The following is a 22,851-nucleotide window of genomic DNA, read 5'->3' on the forward strand; positions in this document are numbered from 1 at the left end:
AGAGTGATTAGCGGGATAATTAACATAAAAATACCATGATGAATAAAATTTGTCAATAAAACAAGTTAGCGCTTATGGGGGACAGCCCCCATGTTTTCGTTGATAAGCCGAATTTGGGAGTGTAGAATCCGCCCCATATTTAATACTTGCAAATATTTTCCGACTTAATTATTATCCGTGTTATTTGGCATTCCCTTAAAAGGCCTGTTTCGTTAAATCGGCTATAAATTAGGTTTGGTTTTAAAAGATATAAAAATCCGACGACATTCATTCTTACCCACCCCTTAATCCCCTCCCAAGAGGGGACTTGCCTAATTCCCCTCTTGGGAGGGGATTAAGGGGTTTGTTTGTTGGTTAACTAAAAATATTGAAATTCCTATACTTGTACATAGCGCAGCAAAGCTGTGACCAAAATGTAGAGGATTTAACCACGAAGAACCTAGTACATCGTTTCGTTAAAATGTGTACATTGATACCGTCATTGCGAGCTACAGCGAAACAATCTTAAGTCTTTTGGGAACAAGAGATTGCTTCGTCGCTCCACTCCTCGCAATGATATTTTTTTACGTACACATTTTAACGAAACGATGTACTAGTGCGGCACGAAGAAAAACTTACAAAAAAAGAAGTTTTTACAAGGTAATACTCTAAGGAGATGTTTTGGGCGTAAAATATTTGAGATTTATACTATTATTGGTCTTTTTTTCTGCGGCATATCGATATCCCTGTGGGTTGTCTGAAGAAATAGATGTTGATAATTATGAAATGAATGGGCTTTCTGCCGCATCAAAATTTAATATTATGGATGAGCTTTCGTTGTTATATAACGATATTCATATTGGGCCTGTCGGTATAAAGCCCTCATATCAGGTAAATGAAATATATGATGACAATGTATATGATGCGGCAGAGGAAGAGGTTTCTGATCTTTATACCTTGCATCGGCCATCATTATTGATTGCAGCACCTTTTTCAGATTACTTGCTTTCACATTTCAAATATGATGTAGAGATTTATGATTACGAGCATGAACAGGAAAGGGATCGCGTGAATCAATCGTGGGAAGGCTCGCTTGGATTTTATTTCGCAAATGATTTTTCGTTTGTTCTCAGTGACCGGTTTAGAAAATATGTGATTCCTCCTGGTGTTCAAAGAAGGTTCTTCGGCGATATTGATGAACTGGACATCCCTGTTGAAGATCAGGGGCCGAATGTTTTCGTTGGGAGAAGAGACCTTACCACAAATTTTGCTTCCTTTGAAATGGATTTTCCTGATTTCTTTCCTAACGTTGATTTTCTGATACGTTATAATAACCAGGATGTGAGTTATCAAAAAGACGAATTTAAGAGTGACGACTATAATCTTGATACTCTGGGCGCAATCATAGAATATAATTATCCTTTCCTGCCTGTTAAGGTGTCTTCGGGGTTCGTTTACTCCATTCAACGATATGATGCTGAGACCTCTAAGAACAGAGATAATTATAAAAACGACATACCGTTAAACATTTCCTGGACTATTAATCAGAAAAATGAAATATATTTAAATACGAACTATAGAACTTCAAAATATAAAAAGCAGAGTAACATAGAAAATTTTGAAGGATGGGATGTTGTGCTGGGAGATCGCTATCTCATTAATCCCGTTTCATCGATTGAAATTTATGGTGAAAGGAGTCTGAAAGAACAACGGCAGGCAAATAATAATTCTTATTTTTACACAAAAGTCGGTATAAAATATATTAACCAACATGACCGTATTGATGGATACCTTGATGTGTATTATTGGAACATGAGATTTGCAGAATCGACTGGTACGTCGGGTGTGGTTGAAGATGTTGACAGTTTTCATGTGCATTTAAATGTTAAATATCGCCCTCAAAAATGGTGGTTTGCAGAGTTTGATTATTCATATGCGAACAGAGATAATACTTTTGATTCCGGCGATTTATTGAAAAATGCGGTATCTCTTGGCCTGGGATTGACCTTTTAGTTTTTATGAAGTGAGATTTTTGTAAAAATACAACCAACAGTATCATCTCCGATGCTTAATTGAGACATCTAAAATACATACCTTTTATCAATGCCACAAAAGTAACGGTCACAGAAAACAACCACCTCCGCCACCCAAGCCCTTTCCACCAATAATCCCCCTATTTATACGCAAATATTGCGTCCCAATACAATGAAAAAGGTGACTTCATTTTTCACATTTTCTCTTTGCCTGTATAATCCCTCAAATCACAATGCTTTCGAGCTGTGTTTGATTTTCTGCAAATTTTGCAAAAAAAACAAATATACAATGGTTTATCCTTTCGTTGTTTGACAGGTTTACCATAATCTGAAAAAAATATTATTCCTAAAGTATTGTTAGGCAATTAATTACAATAAATCTGAAATTATTAGATCATATTGGCATATCAATTGATTATTTCAACAACGTGCAGACCCTTGCCAAGCGCATGGAGTTTAATAAACAGCTTTTTTGTGAGCTAATCCCAATAACATTATTTATAAGGAAACAATACATGTTTAAAGCAGGAATAACATTATTTGCATTAATAGTGTGTGTAATAATGAATAATAGTTTTATTTCATCGGCCTTTGCCGCGAGTCCTCCAGTGCCAGCTTTTGGCACGGCGACGGTAGATGGTGATGAAAGTGAATGGAATCTGGCAGAAGATGGGAGCGGCGATTTTTTTGCCAATATGTGGAGAGCGGGTAGATCTGATAAGAAAAATCCTTCCATCGATGCAAAGCTTTATCTTCGTTATGATTGTACAAATGAAATTCTGTATGCTTTGGTATTAGGTGTGACTGGGAAAGTGTTGGCATCGCCGGATGACAATTTTATAAAGTCAGGGAAATCCACCAAACTTGTTGATGGTGATGATAACAATGATGGCACACCACCGGATTTTGCGTGGATAGGACTTAACAGCGGAAAAGCTGAGGGATGGGAAGCTGCAGTGTCTCTTTCAGAAGGTACATATGACAATTTAAATATACATGCTCAGGTATCTGTAAACGGCAAAAAACAAACTGCCGCAGTTGATGACAGTGCGATAGATTTGGAGGTTCTTTGTGAAACTACCGCAGTAGAGCTTACCTCTTTTACGGCTACCGCATTTGAAGAAGAAATCATGCTGGAATGGGAAACTGTCACTGAAATATACAACGCAGGCTTCAACATTCACCGCGCAAAGCAGAGGGGAGGTCCGTACACCAGAATTAATGATGAATTAATCGAAGCATCTGGCGATGCGGTCTATGGTGCAAGCTACAGCTATTTAGACATCCTTGATCGCAGTGGCAGATACTTTTACACATTGGAAGATATTGATACAAATGGCAAGAGCACCATGCATGGGCCAATTAAGGTGCGGGTAATAGTGTCGGAGTAAAACGTGGAAAACATTGTAAGGAATAGTTTTTTTCCAGAGAGAGCGCTATCTCTTCTGGGAAGTGTAGAAGTTAAGATACCATTAAATCATGAACATCAGACACATTTTTGAAAGGAGGTTGCACATGAATGTACAAAATGGACCCGTGTTGACGTATGAGCCGCCAAAGATTGAAACTTATACAGATGAAGAACTGCTTGAGAAATTAGGCGCTGCCCATACTGGTTATGTAAATGGCGGCAATATTCTTGGATAGCACAGCAGGTGGATAGGGCATCCTGGTAACTGCCCATGCCGGTTACATGAATGGTTATACTCAAGAAGCGCATAAAATGTGAATTTTAAATTGATATCTGGGTGGCACGGACAAACTTTGTTTGTCCGTGTTGAACTTGTACGACATTGTCTATAAACCCCGTTAGAAAATCTGGAAGAGGCATTGCTCTCACGAACGGGGCTTTCTTACTCACGGGGGGGCAAATCACAAATTGTGAGCATCTTGAGTATACAATATTTTTGTATCAATTTCGTCTTTTGAAAAATTAAAAACGCTCGTTTCCATGCCGGAGTTTGAGAACAAGAGCAGTTGCATAAACTGTCCCCCGCTGGCGGGGGTGTAGGGGGTGGAATTGAAGAGCGGGTATGCTGAATGACTGCTGAACTGCATGATTTTGCTTTTATGGTTTTTCAAAACTCTAAAGTGTTACCTTTTTTTTAATATATAAATACCCCATGGGATTATTACAAAAACCGTATCTTCTTAACAAAGTAACGCTCTATTTCTTTGATTTGGTGGTAACAATCAAATCTGATTCCATTGAATTTATTGACCTTTTTACAAAGATGTATAGTCGGTTTCTGAAGAATGAATTTCCCTCTCTTCCTGCATCGCAGATAGAATTCTCTTTAATTACACATCCTGACAACATTTTTGGCAAGCCGGTATTAATGTGCAATGATGAGATATGGCCGCTTAATGATCCTAAATTATTAGACGGATTTGCTTATGAATGCATACTCATGTCAATTATTACCCGCATAAAAAGCCATTTTTTAATACATGCCGGTGTAGTTTCCTTCGATAACCACGGCGTGCTTATCGTGGCAGATGGCGGGTATGGCAAGACTACCTTAGTACTAACACTTCTGAAGAGAGGGTTTAAATTTCTTTCTGATGAAATGGCTGCCCTGGGGAGACACGACCATTTAGTGTACCCGTTTCCCCGAAGCCTGCGGGTTCGAAAGGATACGTTATCATTGGTTGGATTTCCGGACAATACTATCGGCGGAGAGGAATGGCTGGATAAACTGCTTTTGGATATTGATCAAATACTGCCGGGCAGTTCTGGCACGAAAGTGCCCGTTGAGTATATTTTCTTTTTGCAGAATGAGAAGGGAATTACGAAAAACAACGAACAGGACTTAACCATTCTCGTTGATAAAATGAATGATGAAGTGTTGCGTCTCATAGAAAACATTGCCGGGGTACGGAATATGTACGTTGATGTAAATGGTAGTTTTCCAGCACTCATACTACGTGCGGACAAGGCAAATAAAATTCTTTCTAAAATAGAGACAATATGCGCCATGCACAAAATACTTGTGCTAGACGTCCTCAAGGGAACAGAAGGACACGCTTCGTTCAACGGCAATGCAAGACTTCTTCCCATACCCGTTAGCCAGGCAGCTCTTGCGCTTCTGGGGAATTACCAGGGCAGTTATAAATCAAAAATATTGCTGGACGAATTTAAAGGCAGTTCGATTCGATTGTTCATGGAATTATCAAATATTATCGCAAAAGCACGATGCTACCACTTAACTGCCGGTCGCTTACAAGATATGGCGGATATAGTATGCGCCGAAGTGTGTACATAGTCCTTGAGGGGGAGAAAGATGATAAGAAGATGGATAGTAAAAATATTTTTCGTACGCCGCAACCGTTCTTATTATTCACTGTGCATGGTCATTGCACCTCTAGTCGCCATACTATCCTTCCTGATGCTGTGGTATACAGGATTGTGCAACGCCTCTGTTACATTATTGCCATCAGACAGCCGGTCAATTGAACTTGAATTTACTATAGACGGCTTTCATACCGAAACATTACAACATGAGGGAAAAACATATCAGCGTATTTGTATACAAGACACCATACAAAGCGCCATGCCTGGGGAACCACAATTGCCACAGTGCGGAACAATGGTTGGTTTGCCGGTCATTCATGGCGTCTCTCTTGATATTTTAGATGCACAATACGAAACCTTGCAGGGATACAATATATATCCTGCCCCTAAATCCGGGATAGAAGGGGAAAACCAGGATACATTCCCCTCCGGCAGTATAAAGCAGACGTTCTTTGAAAATCAGCATATATATACCTCTAACGCCTTCTTTCCAGACACACCGGTAAAAATGGGCAATAAAGGATACCTGCGCGATCAACCGGTCGCACAAGTACATTTCACGCCTGTTCAGTTCAATCCCGTCACTGGCGAGGTACGCATTTACCGAAAGATTGTCGCCCGTGTTTCATGGAAAGAGGGTCACCTTTCTCCTGAAAAAAAAACTTCAATGGCAAGTCCTTTTTTTGAAAATCTTCTTAAAAAGAAAATCATAAATTACCACAATATAAAACGCCCTGTGATTGCGGAGAATTCATACCGTACCCCCGTTCAAAGAAAAATGGACAGTTCCGGCGCTGAGGTTTCCCCCAGGCTTAAAATAACCGTGAAAGAAGAAGGCATGTATACATTAACTTACAATGATCTTATCGATGCCGGATTTGATGTGGACGCAATAGATCCCCGCACTTTGACTATGACAAATAAGGGAGAGGACGTTGCCATATTTATTGAAGGTGAAGAGGATGGTGTATTTAATACTTCGGATACTATCGTTTTTTATGGCGAAGAATATACCGATATCTATACCGATAAAAATGTTTACTGGCTAACCGCCGGCGCTACCAGTGGCGTCCGTATGAATATCCACGACGGCGCCACTTCGGGCAACGCTATTGTTCCTGATTACTTTCCAGCAACGATCCATGTTGAAGAAAATACATATTACTGGCAAACAATGCCGGAGGGTGAAGGACAGGATCATTATTTCTGGGGCGGCAAACTGACTGCACCGCAAACAAAAGAGCTTACCCTGAATATAAAAAATATCCTTTCGGGTCCAGAGACCGCTGCTATACGGGTGCAATTAAAGGGATATACAGACGTCAGCAAGAGTGACCCGGATCACCATACAAAGATATATATAAATGACAAAGAGATAGACGATCAATACTGGGATGGACGAATAGTCTTCAATCATGAAGCAACCGTATCCCATGAGTATTTAAACAATGGGAAAAATACCATTACGGTAGAAACCGTGGGTGATACAGGGGCTTCGGTTGATCAATTGCTGATCAACTGGGCAGAGATAGACTACCTTGATACGTATGTTGCAGAAAATGATGAGCTATTTTTCCGTGCGCCTTCTGAAGGCGTCTATCAATTTGAAGTATCCTCCTTCACCGGCAGTGATATGGAGGCATTTGACATTACAGACCACAACGCAGTTGTGCGCGTAATTAACACAAATATTGTAAACGACAACAAAAGATATACATTACAATTCGAAGGGGTTGCCCAATCTGATACAAGATTTCTGGCATTGACATTAGCGCAATATAAAACTCCCTTTGCAATTGAAAAGGATGAAACATCATCATGGAAATCATCCGATAAGGGAGCGGACTATATTATTATCACGCATGAAGATTTTTATGATAATGCGCTTGCATTGGCCAGCCATCGCATCGATGATGGTTTAAGAGTGGTTACGGTGAAGGTTGGCGATATTTATGATGAATTTAATGACGGTATTTTTTCCCCGCAGGCAATACGGGATTTCCTGTCTTACACGTATAACAATTGGCAGGAACCCGCCCCTGCATACGTTGTATTAATAGGAGACGCGTATCAGGATTACAACGATAACTTAGCATCAGGCACGATAAATTACGTCCCTTCCCAGATTATAGAAACTGACGAATTGGGAGAGACGCCTTCGGATAACTGGTTTGTACTTGTAAGTGGCAATGATATCCTCCCTGACATGCATATCGGACGGCTCTGTGCGCAAACAATCGAACAGGCGGAAGATATTATTAATAAGGTAATACTCTATGACCAGCATCCGTCTGATGAAGATTGGGCAAAAAACGTCTTACTCGTAGCGGATGACGATCAATCTTCTTTTGAAAGTCTTTCGGAAGAAATCATCGAATTATTACCTGATAACTATACCGCAAAAAGGGTTTATGTAGGCGATTATACTGCAAGCGATGATATAGCATCTAACATAACCCGGAATATAAATGACGGTTGTTTTATGGTGAATTACACGGGACACGGGGCTGTAAATATGTGGGGACTGAATGAAAGCACATCTATTTATACCACAGATGACATTGCGTTGCTGGACAATTGGTATAAACTGCCTGTTGTCACGGTTGCAAACTGCCTTAACGGATTTTTTACGGGGAAAAGCACACAGGTTTCAGTTGCTGAAGAATTTCAGAGATTACAGGATAAAGGGGCAATCGCCGTATGGGCGGCAACCGCCCTGAGCTATACATCGGGACACAGATTACTTATGCTTTCTTTTTATGAATCGGTCTTTACCGGTTCTTCATATGGTTTAGGCGAGATCAGCACAGAAGCAAAACTGGATGCTTACTCCCAGAGTAGTTATTGGAGTGAATTGGTAGAGACTTTTGTGTTGTTTGGGGATCCAGCAACACGGTTGCATGTTGTTGCTGACGACGGAATACCCGTTACGCCTACTCCTTTACCACAGGAATGTACAATAAGTGCTATTGAAGCAGAACCTAAAAAATTAGTGCTTAAGAAAGGAGAAGAAGGGGAAGTCCTCATAACAATAACATGCGAAACCAATGGCAATACGGAGGGTTTTGAGATAAAGGCAAACATAAAAAAGGGAAAGAAAATTGCAAAAATTGCAAACAAAACTGCTGTAACTGATGTAGATGGACAAGCATCTTTTGTCATTACCGCAAAGAAAAAGGGAAAGGCGGTTGTGGTATTCAGTGTGAATAATATTGCCGAAAAAATAAGGGTAAAAATAAAGTAATAAATGTAGAGGCGCATTGCATGCGTCCGGAAACTGCTGCGCATAAAGAAAATGTTGACACCACAGAGAGACGCATGCAATGCACCTCTACAAAAATCAGGAACAGCATAAAACGTGGGGCCCAGGTTGCAAACCAATGTCATTAAGCTAAGCGACCGGCCGCAAAAGTCACCCCTTAATAAAGGGGGATACAGGCTTGAGGTCATTAGTCAACTGCCGACTGCCGACTGTAGATTGCCGACTGCAGAAGGGATCATTAAATATGTTGCCAAAAAAATGCAAAGAAATTCCTGATAAGATTCTAATATGATGCAAAAAGAAAATCATAACAATATTTCAGGCGAAGTGCTGCATGCTATCGTCAATGTATGGGATCAAACCAATGAAATGTTTACTATCCCCATTGTTGGCAGGAGTATGTATCCGCTCATAAGGGAAGGGGACAATGTCCTGGTTGAGTGTGGCTATTCACAGATACGGCGTGGCGATATTATAGCCTTCAGATCGGAGAACAAGCTTATTGTACACAGGGTATTAACTATCTCAGAAAAGGGTACGGGCTTTTCCTTCATTACAAAAGGAGACAATGTACCGCATGCCGATCCGGTAGTGAGTCATCGTGAAATAATAGGCAAGGTATCCGCAATTAAACGAGGGGAAAAGATGCTCTCTCTTGACACTTTCGCCGGCAGATCAACAGGATGGTTGATCGTAAGGAGTACCCCTGTTGTTCGCGCGTTGTGTGGATTTCAAAGAAACATATTCACAGGAAATAAACAGGATCGTAATAAAACAATTGTGAATCGTGGCACACGTTTTCTCTTTTTACTGTTCCGTAAAGTGATATTTTTTTTTATGCAGAGGGAAAGTGCCAGAAAATAAGAGCATTTTTATAAATCGACGCCTAATTTAATAGTGTAGGAATTTTCGTTTTTTTAATGCATGCTTGCGGACAAGTGTTTTTGTAACATATTTAATTGCCAGCGAATATTATAGCCGCCACAAGTAGCGGCAAGGCGTGCCTTGCCGCTACTTGGGAACGAGCGTTTTGCTTTTTCAAAAAACTAAAGTATTACAAAAGAGTATTTTCTTTATAATTCTTCCAACATGCCTTTTTCTGATAGGGCCGTCAGCGTATTTACTATATCGTTGCAAATGTTTGTATTGTCGGGTATTGAAAACGTTTCTCTTAATTGACGTTCCATATCCCCGATGGTATGCTCGCCATCGCAAAGTTCCCATATAATTCTTGCCGTAGTATTGAGTACATGAATCGTTTTTTCATCAACATTACGAAGGACTACTTCTTTGCCAATATCCTGTATTATCACACCTTTCTGTTTATTCTTTGGTTTTGAAAAATTCATTTTTCTGTCTTCACTTTAATTGGCGCGGTTATAAGAAATAAAATAATGGCGTAATTTTAATGCAAAACAATAGTTAATTCAAGTGCTTCCAAAAAATGGAAACAGTGAGGGGCAGAGGGGCAATGATCCGGATTAAAACTATGTCCCCCGCTGGCGGGAGCGGGGGGGGATCTGTTTTCTCCATCGATTCAACTACCCCCTTTATTACGAAAACAAATTTACACCTCTTTCCCATGCTCCGCAGACTGGGACAAATGGACAATTTTCGCAACTATTCAGCGTAATCTATTAAACTTGCGAACCACAACTCGTTCCCAAACCTTGTACTGAACATAGTGAAGTATCTGTTTGGGTACGTAATGGCAATGGAAACTACATTCGTGGGTTCAGGTTTGTAACCTGAACCAAACGTTTTATACTTTCAATCCCGCCTTTTATTGGCAGAACAAATGACAAATAAATTCCAAAATTCCAAACAGTCATCATGTTTCATTTGCAACACCCAGAAACGATGAAAATGGTTTTATAACCATATCGTGTTGTAGTATATGTACTCAAGCTATTTTTTGTAGTCTTGCTTTTGAGTCGGAAACATCTGGCATTTCTGTTTCTGTACCGGTTCAAATGTATATGGCCATCCAAAAGGTATCAGCTTGTCATTATTGCAAGGGTCTCTGCTTGTCACATTGCAAGGGGGTCTCAGCTTGTCATTGCGAGGGTCTTTTCCGAAGCAATCTCATAAACCGTCATAGATATCCTTCCATCCTGCATCATTCATTCCATTAATTAATTCTATTTTTTTAGCCCTTGCGCCACCCTTAATTTGTTTCTCCCGCGATATGGCGTTTCTTACGCCACAAAGTATCTCGTAGTATACTGATTGCTTCGGAAAAGACCCTCGCAATGACAAGCGGGTACCCTCGCAATGACAAGCGGAGGACCATGCAATGACAAGCCGAGACCCTCACAATATTTCCTACACAAACAATTCCATCCCCTTAATCCCCCGTCAGCGGGGGACAGGCTTGTCACATCCCTCGCAGCTTTCATGCCCTTGTGGGGTTGATCCAGGTGCATCCCCGATCCTTTGTGAAAAAATTTAAAGGTAGGGTGGATGAAGCGATAGCGAATCCACCATTCAATATCTGACAACAGGCAGGTGTGAAGATTTACAAAAAATCAGGAATGCACCTTTGTGTACCTTACGCAAATACTGCGTATAGCCACAAGCGTATAGGTTTAAAAAAATTGAATTTAAACAAGGGGCTGCAATCCCTTGTTCAATGCGCATGCAATGTTTTTATGTTTATAAAACCTAATTTGTTTGGCTATACAAACAAAGAACCTGCGTTTGCAGGCTTCGAAGAGGTTATAATCTCTGTGTTACAGCAAACGAAAACCTCGTGTTTTATTTTGCGCAAATATTGCGTGTGTTAGTTTTGTTATATCAGGAGGTCTTTGTGATTCATTTATCACATAGGGGGCAATGTTATTAATAACTGCTTTTGAAAATAAGACTTGTGATATTTTAAAAACAATATTTCGTTAATGGCACAATAGTTGTTTATCAGTTGTCATATTTTTCACAGGTAGGCAAATAGTTGCAAAAAAAAGGCTCGACAATGATTCGATTGCAAGAGTTGTAGAACTAAGCGATTACTTTGTTACGAGCGTTACAAAAAAGGCGTTTTAGAAGGATTCGATTACAAGACGATATATGACACTATTGATCTACTCCGGTTTCCCAAAAATGTTATCGATAAAATGTGGCATTATCGATAGGTAGGAGATACCGGTTTTTTCATAAAGGGGAGTTCTGGGGAGGCTTAATCAACAGGACCTTCTTTCCGTTTTTATCCGGGGAAGTTATTACAATTTTTTAAAGGAGGTGCAGCGAACCATGCGAAACAAGTTTATGCAGTGTATGTATTTTATCCTTTCATGTAGTGTGTTGTGCATTGTGGTAAGTCCTATATTTGGACAAATCTGCAAGTCAACGATGGCGTTGGAGGAGGCGTGGAAAGACTATACAGGCTCCCCTAAAGGTGGCGATTGTACTGAATGTCATAATGCATTTGAACTGAATTCAGGAAGTGCCGAATTTTCAATATCTGCCCCCGAAACGTATGTTCCGGGGGAAAGCGTAGAGATTACGGTATCCTTTGAAAACTCCGGTACCTTCCCTAATTATGGCTATGATATGACAGCGTTAGATGCGAATAATAATTACATTGGCACTTTTACCCCCCTTATTGGCACCTCGTCTGCTAAATCAGACCAGTACATATCGCAAAATTTTTCAGTAGGCAGTCGGACGGTGACGTTACTATGGAATCCGCCCTCTACGACAATAGATGATCCTGTCACCTTGTATGCGGCAGGAGTACTAGAAAACGGTGATAAAAATGGGCATGAAGGAGACTATGTTTATACCGACACCTTTACGATGTCCCAATTGCCGGCAGCTACACCAACCCCAACTCCTACCCCAACAAACGGCGGCGGCGATGGCGGCGGCGATGGCGGCAGCGGTGGTGGTGGTGGCGGTGGCAGCGGTGGTGGCAGTACTTCAACTCCAACTCCAACTCCAACTCCAACTCCAACTCCAACAGCGACGCCGACAACGGAATCAACACCGGTGACGGTTGCAACTCCTACGCCTCCCGATGAAACATTGGGTGTACTTGCCGGATTCGTAACTGACAAAGACACGGGTGGTGTTATTAATGGAGCTGCGGTATCAAGCATTTCGGGTATATATAAAACGACCACTGATACAATAGGGTATTACCAATTAGAAAATATACCGGAAGGAATTTATACGTTTATTGTTTCTGCGGCAGGATATATCCGGTCGCCGGTTTCAGGAGTGGCGATAGTAGCAGGCGATACCATTAGCCATAACTTTGAATTGGTAGCAGCAGCGATTGTTACACCAACACCTCCAGTCTCAAGCCCAACTCCAAGCCCAACTGAGACTTCTACCCCTTCGGAGTGTGAAGTTACCTCTATAGTAGTTTCTCCCGAAGAGATAGAGCTGAAGAAGGGGCAAACGGCTGAAGTTACCGTGTATTTGATAACCCCCGAAGGTTGTCTGCCAATATCAGGCGAGAAGGTTAAAGCAACTGTGAAGAAAAATAAAGATGGCAAAAAGAAGGTGTCCGCGTCTCCACGTAAAACAATGACAATTGCAGGAGAAACCTACGGTGAGGCCGCGTTTACCATTACTGCAAAAAAGAAGAAAGGAACCTCAAAGGTGAAATTTAAGTACAATAATCTAAAAACAACGTTGAAAGTAGTGCTTGTGGAATAGGAGAATCTTTGATAACGAGGTGTTAACCCCATGCTTTGGCATGGGGTTAATACAATAAAAGACTTTAGCCCTGAAGTTAACCCAATGCATTTCCGCTACACATGGGATAATATTAGTGGAACGCTGCAACGTGCCTCCTTAATAGGTTTAATCGCAAATCAAAATGTGACCATATCCTCCTCGGAATAGAAACACCAATAGAGTATGAGGACTACCTGAAAGGATTTGAGGTCTTTAAAGACGAGTAGAAGCATATTAATAACCCCGGCATTAGCGATTTCCCCCCCCGAATCAACACGTTCATTATAACCGCACCAACCATCTGCCTGTATAGTAGTGAATGCAGACAGGATGCCTAAGAGTTAATAAACGAACTAATTGTTTAATGTACACCCTTATATTATGCCGCAAAAAAAGTCAATTTATCGCTTGAAGCCGTATCGATGGGATATACCCGTGATGGTAGTGGTAGCATTGGGACTCCTCATTGCAGGGCTGAACCTTCCAACACTCAAGCTGGCAAAAGTAATTTTCTTCACCAATACGTATTCTATTTGGGATGGTGTGTGGGAATTATGGAAGTCGAACCACATCGGTCTGGCAGTAATAATCTTCTTTTTTTCCATCATGTTTCCCTGTGTAAAACTTATTGGCCTACTTTTTGTTTGGTTCGTACCATTAGAACCGGAAGGGAGAAAACGTTTTCTTTACTGGTCGGGTATTTTAGGAAAATGGTCTATGCTTGATGTTTTCATCGTTGCAATACTCGTCATACTGATCAAGACCAGGGATATCGCAGATGCCAACGCGCAGATAGGTATTTATTTTTTTGCCTGTGCAATTATGCTTTCTATCGCGGCTACAATGATGATAGAAAAGATGGTAACTTTAAAAGACGGCACAACTGAATAGTAAAGCCTTAAGATTCTCCGGAACTCTTATATCTTTGGGTGCATTCCTGATTTTTTGTAACTTCCGCTATGTTTTAATGAAACGTTGCAGTAGTGTTAACCCTGACAGGGTTTCAAACCCTGTCAGGGTTGTTTCGTCCTGACCCCATCATTAACGGTTACAAAAAAACGGGAATGCTCCCTATATCTTTTAGAGACAGACTTCATTTTGAAGAAGGTGACAACATTGTCTTTGAAATAAAAGATGATTTTTGTTTAAACAATAGCCAGTTTTTCGATCTCCTGATCAATTTTAGTTTAACTTCCTGTATTGCCCCCGACTTCTCCTTCTTTGTAACACTTTAGTTTTTTGAAAAATTCCAGGAAAAAAGGAGAACCCCAAAGGGGTAATATGATTATAGAAAACACAGTAAAACCACGCCTAATCCCGAAGGGATGATATAATCGCCACGGTTAGGTATTTTATGAAAGGCAACACAGATAAAATTATATCACCCCTTCGGGGTTAATTACGGGTTTTTCGCATAATTTCTATAATCATTTCATCCCTTCGGGATTATTGGGATTTTTCAAAGAACTAAAATGTTACCCTTCTTTTAATTAGGCCTTCGGCAACTTTTATTTGTTGCACAAGTAAAATATCAGTCAACGGCTTTCTTTTTTACAAAAAATCGGGAATACACCCCTTCAACTAAGGAACTGTAAATGTGGGGACATTTCCCTTATTTTCACAACAAATCAAGCAAGAAATATGGGAAGTGTCCCATTATTAATGGCCATTTACTCGCCGGTAAATTTATGTGCTATTGGCATGCGTCTGCCGGAGCCGAATGCCTTTGACGTTACTTTTATCCCCGGCGCAGCCTGACGCCTTTTGTATTCATTTCTGTTTACTTTTTGAATAACGTCACGTACGGTTGTTTCATCAAACCCCATACGTACAATTTCTTCTATACATTTAGCTTCTTCAATGTATGCCTTTAATATACTATCGAGAATATCGTAAGGAGGCAGGCTGTCCTGATCGAGCTGGTTTGGTCTTAATTCCGCCGAAGGTGGTTTGGACAGTGTTTCCTGCGGTATTATCTCCTTTTCCCGGTTCATGTATTTAGCCAATTCATACACCATCGTTTTTGGCACGTCTGAAATGAGCGCAAGCCCCCCGTTCATATCTCCGTACAATGTACAATACCCTATCGCCATCTCAGATTTGTTTCCCGTAGAAAGCACCAGATACCCGTACTTATTAGACAAGGTCATGATAATATTTCCGCGGATTCGCGCCTGTAAATTCTCTTCCGCTATATCGAAAGGCAGCCCCCTGAATTCTTCACGCAGGATCGTTTGGTAACCATCAAACAGATCTTTAATGGGAAAGATTCTGTAGTCAATGGCAAGATTTTTTGAAAGCTGCACCGCATCATCAACGCTGCCCTGTGAAGAAAATTGAGATGGCATAATTATGCCCATTACATTTTCGCTTCCCAGCGCTTCTACGGCAAGGGCAGCGGTTACTGCGGAATCTATACCGCCGCTTAACCCAATAATCACCTTCTCAAAACCACATTTTACGACATAATCCCGAAGCCCAAGAAGAAGTGCTTTTTGAACTGTTTCGATTGGAGTAAAGGTCTGCGGGACAACCTGTGTTGCGGTATTTTCAAGGTCAACGACAATTAAATCTTCCCCGAATGCCGCTGCCTGAGCAATACGCTTGCCTTGCGCATTGATAACAGCACTGCTCCCATCAAAAACAAGTTCATCATTGCCTCCGATCTGATTTACGTAAATGAAAGGGACTTTGTACTTCTTTGCATCATGCGTAAGCATCCTCAGCCGTATTGATTCGTGCTTCTCAACCGTAAAAGGAGATGCGGAAATATTGATAATAACATTCGCACCCTTCGATATGAGCTTTTCAATGGGGTCAGTTTCATAAAGTGGACGCATCCAGAATTCTTCATCGTTCCATATATCCTCACAAATAGATATTCCAAGCGTATAGTTATTAAACTGGACTGGGGCGATGGAACATGCAGATTCAAAATAGCGGGATTCGTCAAAAACATCGTATGTCGGGAGAAGCGACTTGTGGTGCACCGACACAATTTGTCTGTCTTGAATAAATGCGGCTGCATTATGGACGAGTTTGCCGTATGATTGCCTGTTTCTGTCAACGAATCCCACAATAGCGGCAATACCTGATACCTGTTGAGTTATGTCCCTTAACGCCTTCAAATTGTGGCCTACAAAGGCAGGAATATCAAGAAAATCCTTCGGCGGATAACCAGTAACTGCAAGTTCGGGGAAAACAACAAGGTCTGCATGTTTCCTTTTTGCCTGTTCTATGAATGAACATATTTTCCGTACATTGTTTTCAAAGTCACCAACGACAGTATTAATTTGTGCCAGCGCTACTTTCATATTTTTTCACCTGAAGATCCTCTTTTCAGTTATTCCTTCTCAGGAGTTGCTCTGCCTCTCGTTTTTTTGCTTCTAATGCCTGACTTTTTTTAACAGGATAGGTTTCAGCATTTCTAAGACGTTTGTATGGCTCCGGCAATTTGACAATATTACACAGTGCATTATTTTGAATCTCCTGTAAAGCAGGCAGGGCATAACATATTTCGCCACCCTTTACCACCTGTATTAAAAGAGGAATGGCGTCTCCCTGCTCATTTTCAAGCCCTATTATATCCTCAACAAAATGAGTATCTTTGTCTGTACGACGGTAGACTTGTTTTTTGTACGGATAAGTAAGCTTATCTTTGCTGAACTTCATTTTAGGGACAGGCTTTCCGTCATGTTCCTGTTCGACCAGTTTATAAATTCCTCCCAATGCAGGCGCATCCTTTGACGTTACCATTTCAGTGCCCACGCCAAAGGAATCAATAGGAGCCCCATTTCTTAGCAAGTCGTCAATACGTTCCTCATTGAGATCGCCGCTTGCAATTATTTTAACATGATGCATCCTTTGACTATTCAATATTTTTCTTACTTCTTTGCTTAGTTCCAATAAGTTTCCACTATCGATACGTACGCCTTTCAGTTTTTCACCTATAGCGGCGGCATGTTTCGCCCCGACGAGTGTGTCATAGGTATCAATAAGGAGCGCCGTATCATCAGGAAATGTCTCATGATATTTACGAAACGACTCCGCTTCGTTTTCAAAAACCATTACCCATGAGTGGGCAATTGTACCGGCAGGGGGAATATCCAGCTCATATGCTGCAAAAACGTTAGAGGTGCTTTTACATCCTCCGATAAAACAAGCGCGGGCTGCAAGGATGCCTGCCTGCGGACCATGGGCGCGGCGTGTTCCAAAATCAATAACATCACGCCCTCGGGAAGCATAGACGACTCTCGACGCCTTTGTTGCAATGGAACTCTGAAAATTAATGGTGGAAAGCAGATATGTTTCGACAATTTGCGCCTCAATTATGGGGGCTGTTACCCTAAGTATAGGTTCTTCCGCAAATACAATCGTCCCTTCAGGAACGGCAAATACATCGCCGCTAAAGGCAAATTTTTTCAAATATGCAAAAAATGCATCACCTACATGACTGAAAGCCGGTTGTTTCCTGATAAACCGGATAGCTTCAGGTGAAAACCGGATATGGGTTAGGTAGTGAAGCACCTGTTCTAGTCCTGCGGTAATTATGTAACTGCGATTTTCCGGCAGGTGGCGAATATAAAATTCAAACGTGGCAATATCATGCATGCCGTGTTCAAAATATCCGGCAGCCATAGTAAGCTGATAAAAATCAGTAACAATACCAAGTGAGTCTTCGGAGAGAAAAAGGGATTTTGGTTCTTTCATGGATATGGAAGGGAAAAAGGATTTGTCCGTATTTTTACACCAGTTAAAAAAGGCATTCGGACAGTAAGATTTGCACCGATCTTTCAAAGAGTTAAGTATAAACAATAAATCACCTTTTTGGTGAAATACCATCTAAGCATAACTATTTGTTCTATCTGTGATTAGCAGTGCTCATCCGTGTTTGATTGCAGGGTATAAGTAGTCCTTTTTTGTCAATATTTAACTCTTTTCGCACCATCATAGTGTATATTGATAAGTTTTTACTTCAAGGATAAGCCCTATTACTTCTTTTATATAGTCAAACAAATCAGGTTTTCGAAATTTGCTCGCCAATAATTTGAAAATTTTCAGTTAAAAGAGTAGACAATTCATCTGTATACTCGTTAATATTTTTGAAAAAACTTAAACATTTGTTTTTAAACTTCTCATAAGTATCATAATACTTGTTATACAATATTTTTTTGCGAAAGAATTTCCATAATCTTTCAATGAGATTTAAATTGGGTGAATAGGAAGGGAGAAATTTGATCTTTATTCTCGAATTTGCAAGGTATTCTTTGACCAACTTAGACCTGTAATATTTAGCATTATCAGAGATTATGTAAATAGTACCGGCTTGAGCATACCTTGACTCTATTTCATGGAAAAGCTTTATTGTTGATTGAGCATTGATGCTTTCATCTTCCCGGATTGTTACTTCAAAGGTTTCTATGTCAATAGCACCGTTTAAATTTATTCTTTTCCTGCCGGTATTAGAGGGTATTTCCTTCTTTTTGCCTTTCTCTATCCAGCAATATGCAGACGTAGAATTGTGCTGTGGATGAACTCCATCCATAAAAAGTATCTTATCTCCGGGGGCTTTCTCTTCTTTGAGTTGTTTGTATTTTTCGACAAATTCTTTTTGTTTTTCAGGGTTTGCTTTGCATGGAACTATTGTAGTTTTCTTGTAAGTAAAGCCTAATCTATCGAGGGTATGTACCATTCCTTCGGGTGTATAGATTTTATTGAATGTCTGTTTTACATATTCAACAATTTCTTTTGCCGCGCTATAGTTGTTTTTCCTGATATGATCTTTTAATTGTTCTTCTTGTTCGCAGGTGAGTTTTGGCACACAGCCAATATAATTGTCAGATAAAAGCCCGTCAAAACCTTTATCTTTGTATAGTTTTTCGTAATTCCTGATTGTTTGATCGTCTAACAAGAGCGCCTCTGCTACTTCTTCATAACTCCATCCTGAATCAAGAAGAAGTATAGCTTTGATTCGGTCGGCATGACGTCTATGAGGCTCTTTCTTATGTGCTTTTTTAAATTCTATTCGGGTTTTTTCACTGAGAAATGGATTCATGCAGAATTTAATACTCTAGAAACAATTCAAATGCAAGAAAAAAACAGATTTTTATAAAAATAAATGCTTTTTACTATATTACGGTTAGCTTCTGCTGTGGTCTTGCCTTGAGTAAAACAATTTGAGTGTTCTCTGCATTGGGCAATATAAAACTTTCCGTCTTTCTCTATATCAATAGTAAAATTTTTACGTATAACAAATCTCCTTCAGCTAATTTTTTTCTTAAATGCCTACCACGGTACACCAATCTCTTTTGCTATTCTTTGTACTACTATCCATCAACTTCTTGTTTTTTATGCTCGTTTTTCAAAATGCATAACCGTAAGGCATTGATTAGATGAGGATTACGTAAAGTTTGGAGCATTGGGTTTTTGTCATTTGAATTTGTTTCGTATTTCGATATTCGTATTTTGAATTTGGTTGCGGCCAAAGGCCGCGCCAAGTTGTTCTTGGGAAAATTTCTAGGAGCGACATATTTGAATATGGCTATTTCGTCAAGGCTCCAGAGAGCATCTTTTTCAACAACATTTCTTTATCTTTTTCTATTTGCTGTTTTAATGCTTCAATGGAACCGAAGGGTATTTCGTCTCTGATCCTGAAGAGAAACTGCACTTCAAGGTTTTTTCCGTAAATTGATTCGTGAAAATCCAGTATGTGTGTCTCTATCTCCATGGTTTCGTCTTCGCTTGATAAGGACTCTTTGAAAAAAGTAGGCCTGGAGCCGATATTGGTCAATGCCAGATATTCCCTTTCCTTCCAGCATACCTTTGTGGCGTATACGCCTTGTGGTGGCCTGATTTCGTGGTGCAAATCCAGATTTGCGGTGGGATATCCCATAGTTACGCCTCTGCCGGATTTTCTTACGACAGTGCCTAAAACAGAGACAGGCCTTCCAAGCATGGCTTCCGCCTTCTCTAATGCGCCTTCCTGAATGGCTTTACGGATAACAGTGCTGCTGATAACCTGCCCCTTATAGGTTTCCGGTGGGCATTCGTGTGCTTCATAATGGTATTTGCCCGCCAATTCCTTTACGAGTTTGATATTCCCGCTTCTATTCTTTCCAAAATGGCAATTAAAACCAAGCACTATGCATTTTGAATCTAACTCTTTTACGAGTATGTTTTCTATAAAATCTTTTGCGTTTGTTTGTGCAAGGGAATCGTTAAATGGCAATATTAACGTATAATCAACACCCAGCCTTTCAAACAATACCAAACGATGCGACAGGGAAGTGATGAAAAAAGGGGTTTTGTTTTCCAAAAGAACTCTTGGGTGTACGTCAAAGGTGATAATGACAGAGTCTCCGCTCTTTTTAGAGGCTAAACTTTTTGTGTATTCAATAATTTTCTGATGTCCACGATGTACGCCGTCAAAAACACCAAGTGTAACTACCGGATTATGAATTTTTCCTTTAAATTCGCTTATACGGTAAATCTTTTCCAATGATAGCTCCCCCAATATATGCCATAACACATGGAAAACGACGGACGAGAGATGAAGGGACTAAAAAAAACAAGGATGTCCATCAGCTATCGTCATATCCCCCAAATTTTTGTTATTTAAAGCAGTACCATTTACGTAGTAACAAGGTAAGAAATTGGAATTTATTCGCTACTCCAGACTGTATTGGGGAATCTTGAAAGACGCCCGGCGGAGTTACTCTAAACGAAGTGAATATGTCCAGAATGACCGCAAAGGAGATATCTTCTCCTCCTTTTGTGGCCAGAGATTATGAAGGTTTCATCACAAACAGGATTTTTGCCACAAGTACGTTTCTATTGAAATTTTGTGTAAATTTCCATCTGTTTGTTCATGTCGGCTTTCCATGCGGTCAAAAAGGCCTCCTGTTTTTCGTACAAAAACCTTTTCATGACGTTTTCCCTGGTTTTTTCAAAAAGAGCGGTATCGGCAGGTTTTCTCTCTATTACACTTATTATGTAACACGCCTTTTCATCAAGAGTTTCTACAGCAAAGGCCACTTCGCCCGGTTTTAATTCAAAGGCCTTATTTGTGAGGTTAGGGCGGTCTGCATCAAGCGCCTCTATATATCGCGAATCCCTGTCAAAAAGTTTCATAGGACGCTTGATGTAATCAGTTTCACATACCAGAAAATCTTTTTGACTATACTCACCAGCAATTAATTTTACAATATCTTCAAACGCAGTGGCTGAATTGGAACCACTTGTGTATTTTTCTGCGATTTCTATCGATTTTTGCAATCCCTTTTCTATTGTAATGTCCCGTAAAACTTTATTTTTGATCTCCTCAAATGGGGCAGGAGCGGGATATTTCTTATCGATTACCTGAAAAATAACAAACCCCTCAACAAACTCCAGCGGCATAGATGGTTCAAATTTTTCCCTGTCAAAAGCAACCTTCGAAATCTTATCAGACCCCGGGAAGATTTCCCACAAATCGCTTTCTGCAAGAAACTCGCGCTTCGATTCTTTTCCGGCAGGAATGGTGCGGGTTAATTTATATTTTACGGCAAGATCGCTGAAATTCGGGCGGTCTTCCTTGTCTATTGTTGCGTAAATTTCCTCATCCACCTTATGTATCACCTCTGATGCTTTTTCCCTTGCCATTTGTCCTGCAAGTATTTTCCGAATTTCATCCTTTACCGCATCATACGATTTGTAAACGTGGCTAAGGTCCTTTTCCTTTGTGTCGCCTTCTGACATTGTCTCCGTTTTATCCTCAGGAACAGAAGATTCTTCGGTTGTTATTTCTGCGGGATCGATTTTATATTGCGTTTCCTTATTATCCTCATAATACTTCTTTATATCTTCCTTCGTAACATCAACAAGCGCCTGCATATCGTCAAATTTAGCAATAAGGCATTCAATCTTTACCATTTCAGGAAGCATGTAGCCTGGAGTTCCACTGTGTGCATCATATTCTTTGTTCTTGTATTTATTATAAAACGCTATTAGCTCTTCTTCATTTACCTGAACGGTATCGGCAAAATCACTCGCCTTTAATGCCATGATTTTTAACTTTACCTGCTCGTTTTCCAGAGAAAACCGGTACCAAAGTTCCTCACTTGTTACTTTTGTGGATGAACGCAACAGAGATTCCAGCTTTTCAACCAGCAGGGCTTCCCTGATAGTACGTTGTATTTGATCCGGAGTAAGTTTAAAAGTATTACACAGAAACTGCATTAGTCTTCTTTTTTCAAGCTCAGGAGTTTGCCCGAAAACCTGAAAAGCAATTCTCCGTAAACCGTCTTCAACTTCAGGGCTTGTTATCATTAATCCCATTTGATTTGCCTTTTCAACCATCAGAAACTGCTTCCAGACTATAGGGATAATTGATTCCTGCGTTTGAGGGAAAAACAACCTCTGCCACCTGATTGCCATTTCGGTAAACTCATCCTGTGTAATCTTCCTTCCCAATACTTTGGCGATAGGTTTTTTGGGAATTAATTCCATCGCGGAAAAGCTTATGCCCCAAACAGAAACGGCAAATATCATTATGATATAAACGATTTTTTTATTCTTTTGTAGCCAGGAAGTGGATACCATTATTTCCCTCTTAAATTTTC

Annotated in this window: 16 protein-coding genes; 9 read left to right on the forward strand and 7 right to left on the reverse strand. The window is 40.3% G+C overall.

Features of this window, described 5'->3' with window-relative positions:
- The first annotated feature begins 660 nt into the window (after positions 1 to 660).
- From M5U24_RS06825 to M5U24_RS06850, 6 genes are all read left to right on the forward strand, one after another.
- Positions 661 to 1,992, forward strand: coding sequence for a hypothetical protein (locus M5U24_RS06825; protein WP_298201945.1), 1,332 nt, complete (start codon positions 661 to 663; stop codon positions 1,990 to 1,992).
- Between the two features lie 535 nt (positions 1,993 to 2,527).
- Entirely contained in the window at positions 2,528 to 3,403 is an 876-nt protein-coding gene (locus tag M5U24_RS06830; RefSeq protein WP_099324219.1) for a hypothetical protein, read from the forward strand.
- A gap of 124 nt (positions 3,404 to 3,527) precedes the next feature.
- Positions 3,528 to 3,659, forward strand: a complete 132-nt coding sequence (locus M5U24_RS06835) for a hypothetical protein (protein WP_261341082.1) — start codon at positions 3,528 to 3,530, stop codon at positions 3,657 to 3,659.
- A gap of 476 nt (positions 3,660 to 4,135) precedes the next feature.
- The gene (locus M5U24_RS06840; RefSeq protein ID WP_099324217.1) at positions 4,136 to 5,278 is read left to right on the forward strand and encodes a hypothetical protein; all 1,143 of its coding nucleotides are present in this window, start codon (positions 4,136 to 4,138) and stop codon (positions 5,276 to 5,278) included.
- An 18-nt stretch (positions 5,279 to 5,296) separates the two neighbouring features.
- Positions 5,297 to 8,551, forward strand: a complete 3,255-nt coding sequence (locus tag M5U24_RS06845) for a C25 family cysteine peptidase (protein ID WP_298201947.1) — start codon at positions 5,297 to 5,299, stop codon at positions 8,549 to 8,551.
- A gap of 306 nt (positions 8,552 to 8,857) precedes the next feature.
- A complete protein-coding gene (locus M5U24_RS06850; RefSeq protein WP_298201948.1) occupies positions 8,858 to 9,433 on the forward strand; it encodes a signal peptidase I in 576 nt (191 codons plus the stop codon).
- A 209-nt stretch (positions 9,434 to 9,642) separates the two neighbouring features.
- Here the strand turns inward: M5U24_RS06850 and M5U24_RS06855 are convergent, their stop codons facing one another.
- Complete coding sequence (locus tag M5U24_RS06855) at positions 9,643 to 9,918, reverse strand: PqqD family protein (RefSeq protein WP_164994734.1); 276 nt, start codon at positions 9,916 to 9,918, stop codon at positions 9,643 to 9,645.
- Positions 9,919 to 10,654: 736 nt separating this feature from the next.
- Positions 10,655 to 10,828 carry a hypothetical protein gene (locus M5U24_RS06860; protein WP_298201951.1) on the reverse strand — a complete coding sequence of 58 codons (174 nt, stop codon included), beginning with the start codon at positions 10,826 to 10,828 and terminating at the stop codon, positions 10,655 to 10,657.
- A 990-nt stretch (positions 10,829 to 11,818) separates the two neighbouring features.
- Here M5U24_RS06860 and M5U24_RS06865 point away from each other — a divergent pair.
- The 3 genes from M5U24_RS06865 to M5U24_RS06875 all read left to right on the forward strand — a co-directional run bounded on the left by M5U24_RS06865 (position 11,819) and on the right by M5U24_RS06875 (position 14,487).
- Positions 11,819 to 13,231, forward strand: coding sequence for a choice-of-anchor V domain-containing protein (locus M5U24_RS06865; RefSeq protein WP_298201953.1), 1,413 nt, complete (start codon positions 11,819 to 11,821; stop codon positions 13,229 to 13,231).
- 402 nt (positions 13,232 to 13,633) lie between these two features.
- On the forward strand, positions 13,634 to 14,143 hold the full coding sequence (locus tag M5U24_RS06870) for a paraquat-inducible protein A (RefSeq protein ID WP_298201955.1): 510 nt from the start codon (positions 13,634 to 13,636) through the stop codon (positions 14,141 to 14,143).
- 92 nt (positions 14,144 to 14,235) lie between these two features.
- Positions 14,236 to 14,487: a hypothetical protein gene (locus M5U24_RS06875; RefSeq protein WP_157820377.1), complete on the forward strand. Its 252-nt coding sequence runs from the start codon at positions 14,236 to 14,238 to the stop codon at positions 14,485 to 14,487.
- A 435-nt stretch (positions 14,488 to 14,922) separates the two neighbouring features.
- Here the strand turns inward: M5U24_RS06875 and M5U24_RS06880 are convergent, their stop codons facing one another.
- The 5 genes from M5U24_RS06880 to M5U24_RS06900 form a co-directional block, all read right to left on the reverse strand.
- Positions 14,923 to 16,566, reverse strand: coding sequence for an NAD+ synthase (locus tag M5U24_RS06880; protein WP_099324207.1), 1,644 nt, complete (start codon positions 16,564 to 16,566; stop codon positions 14,923 to 14,925).
- A gap of 25 nt (positions 16,567 to 16,591) precedes the next feature.
- Positions 16,592 to 18,067: a nicotinate phosphoribosyltransferase gene (locus tag M5U24_RS06885; RefSeq protein ID WP_172953470.1), complete on the reverse strand. Its 1,476-nt coding sequence runs from the start codon at positions 18,065 to 18,067 to the stop codon at positions 16,592 to 16,594.
- Positions 18,068 to 18,269: 202 nt separating this feature from the next.
- Positions 18,270 to 19,307 carry an IS630 family transposase gene (locus tag M5U24_RS06890; protein ID WP_164995463.1) on the reverse strand — a complete coding sequence of 346 codons (1,038 nt, stop codon included), beginning with the start codon at positions 19,305 to 19,307 and terminating at the stop codon, positions 18,270 to 18,272.
- Positions 19,308 to 19,793: 486 nt separating this feature from the next.
- On the reverse strand, positions 19,794 to 20,750 hold the full coding sequence (locus M5U24_RS06895) for a bifunctional riboflavin kinase/FAD synthetase (protein WP_157820375.1): 957 nt from the start codon (positions 20,748 to 20,750) through the stop codon (positions 19,794 to 19,796).
- A gap of 332 nt (positions 20,751 to 21,082) precedes the next feature.
- Entirely contained in the window at positions 21,083 to 22,831 is a 1,749-nt protein-coding gene (locus M5U24_RS06900; protein ID WP_099324203.1) for a SurA N-terminal domain-containing protein, read from the reverse strand.
- Positions 22,832 to 22,851: the final 20 nt, after the last annotated feature.

The organism is Candidatus Kuenenia sp. (assembly GCF_027493735.1).
Lineage (GTDB): Bacteria > Planctomycetota > Brocadiia > Brocadiales > Brocadiaceae > Kuenenia > Kuenenia stuttgartiensis_A.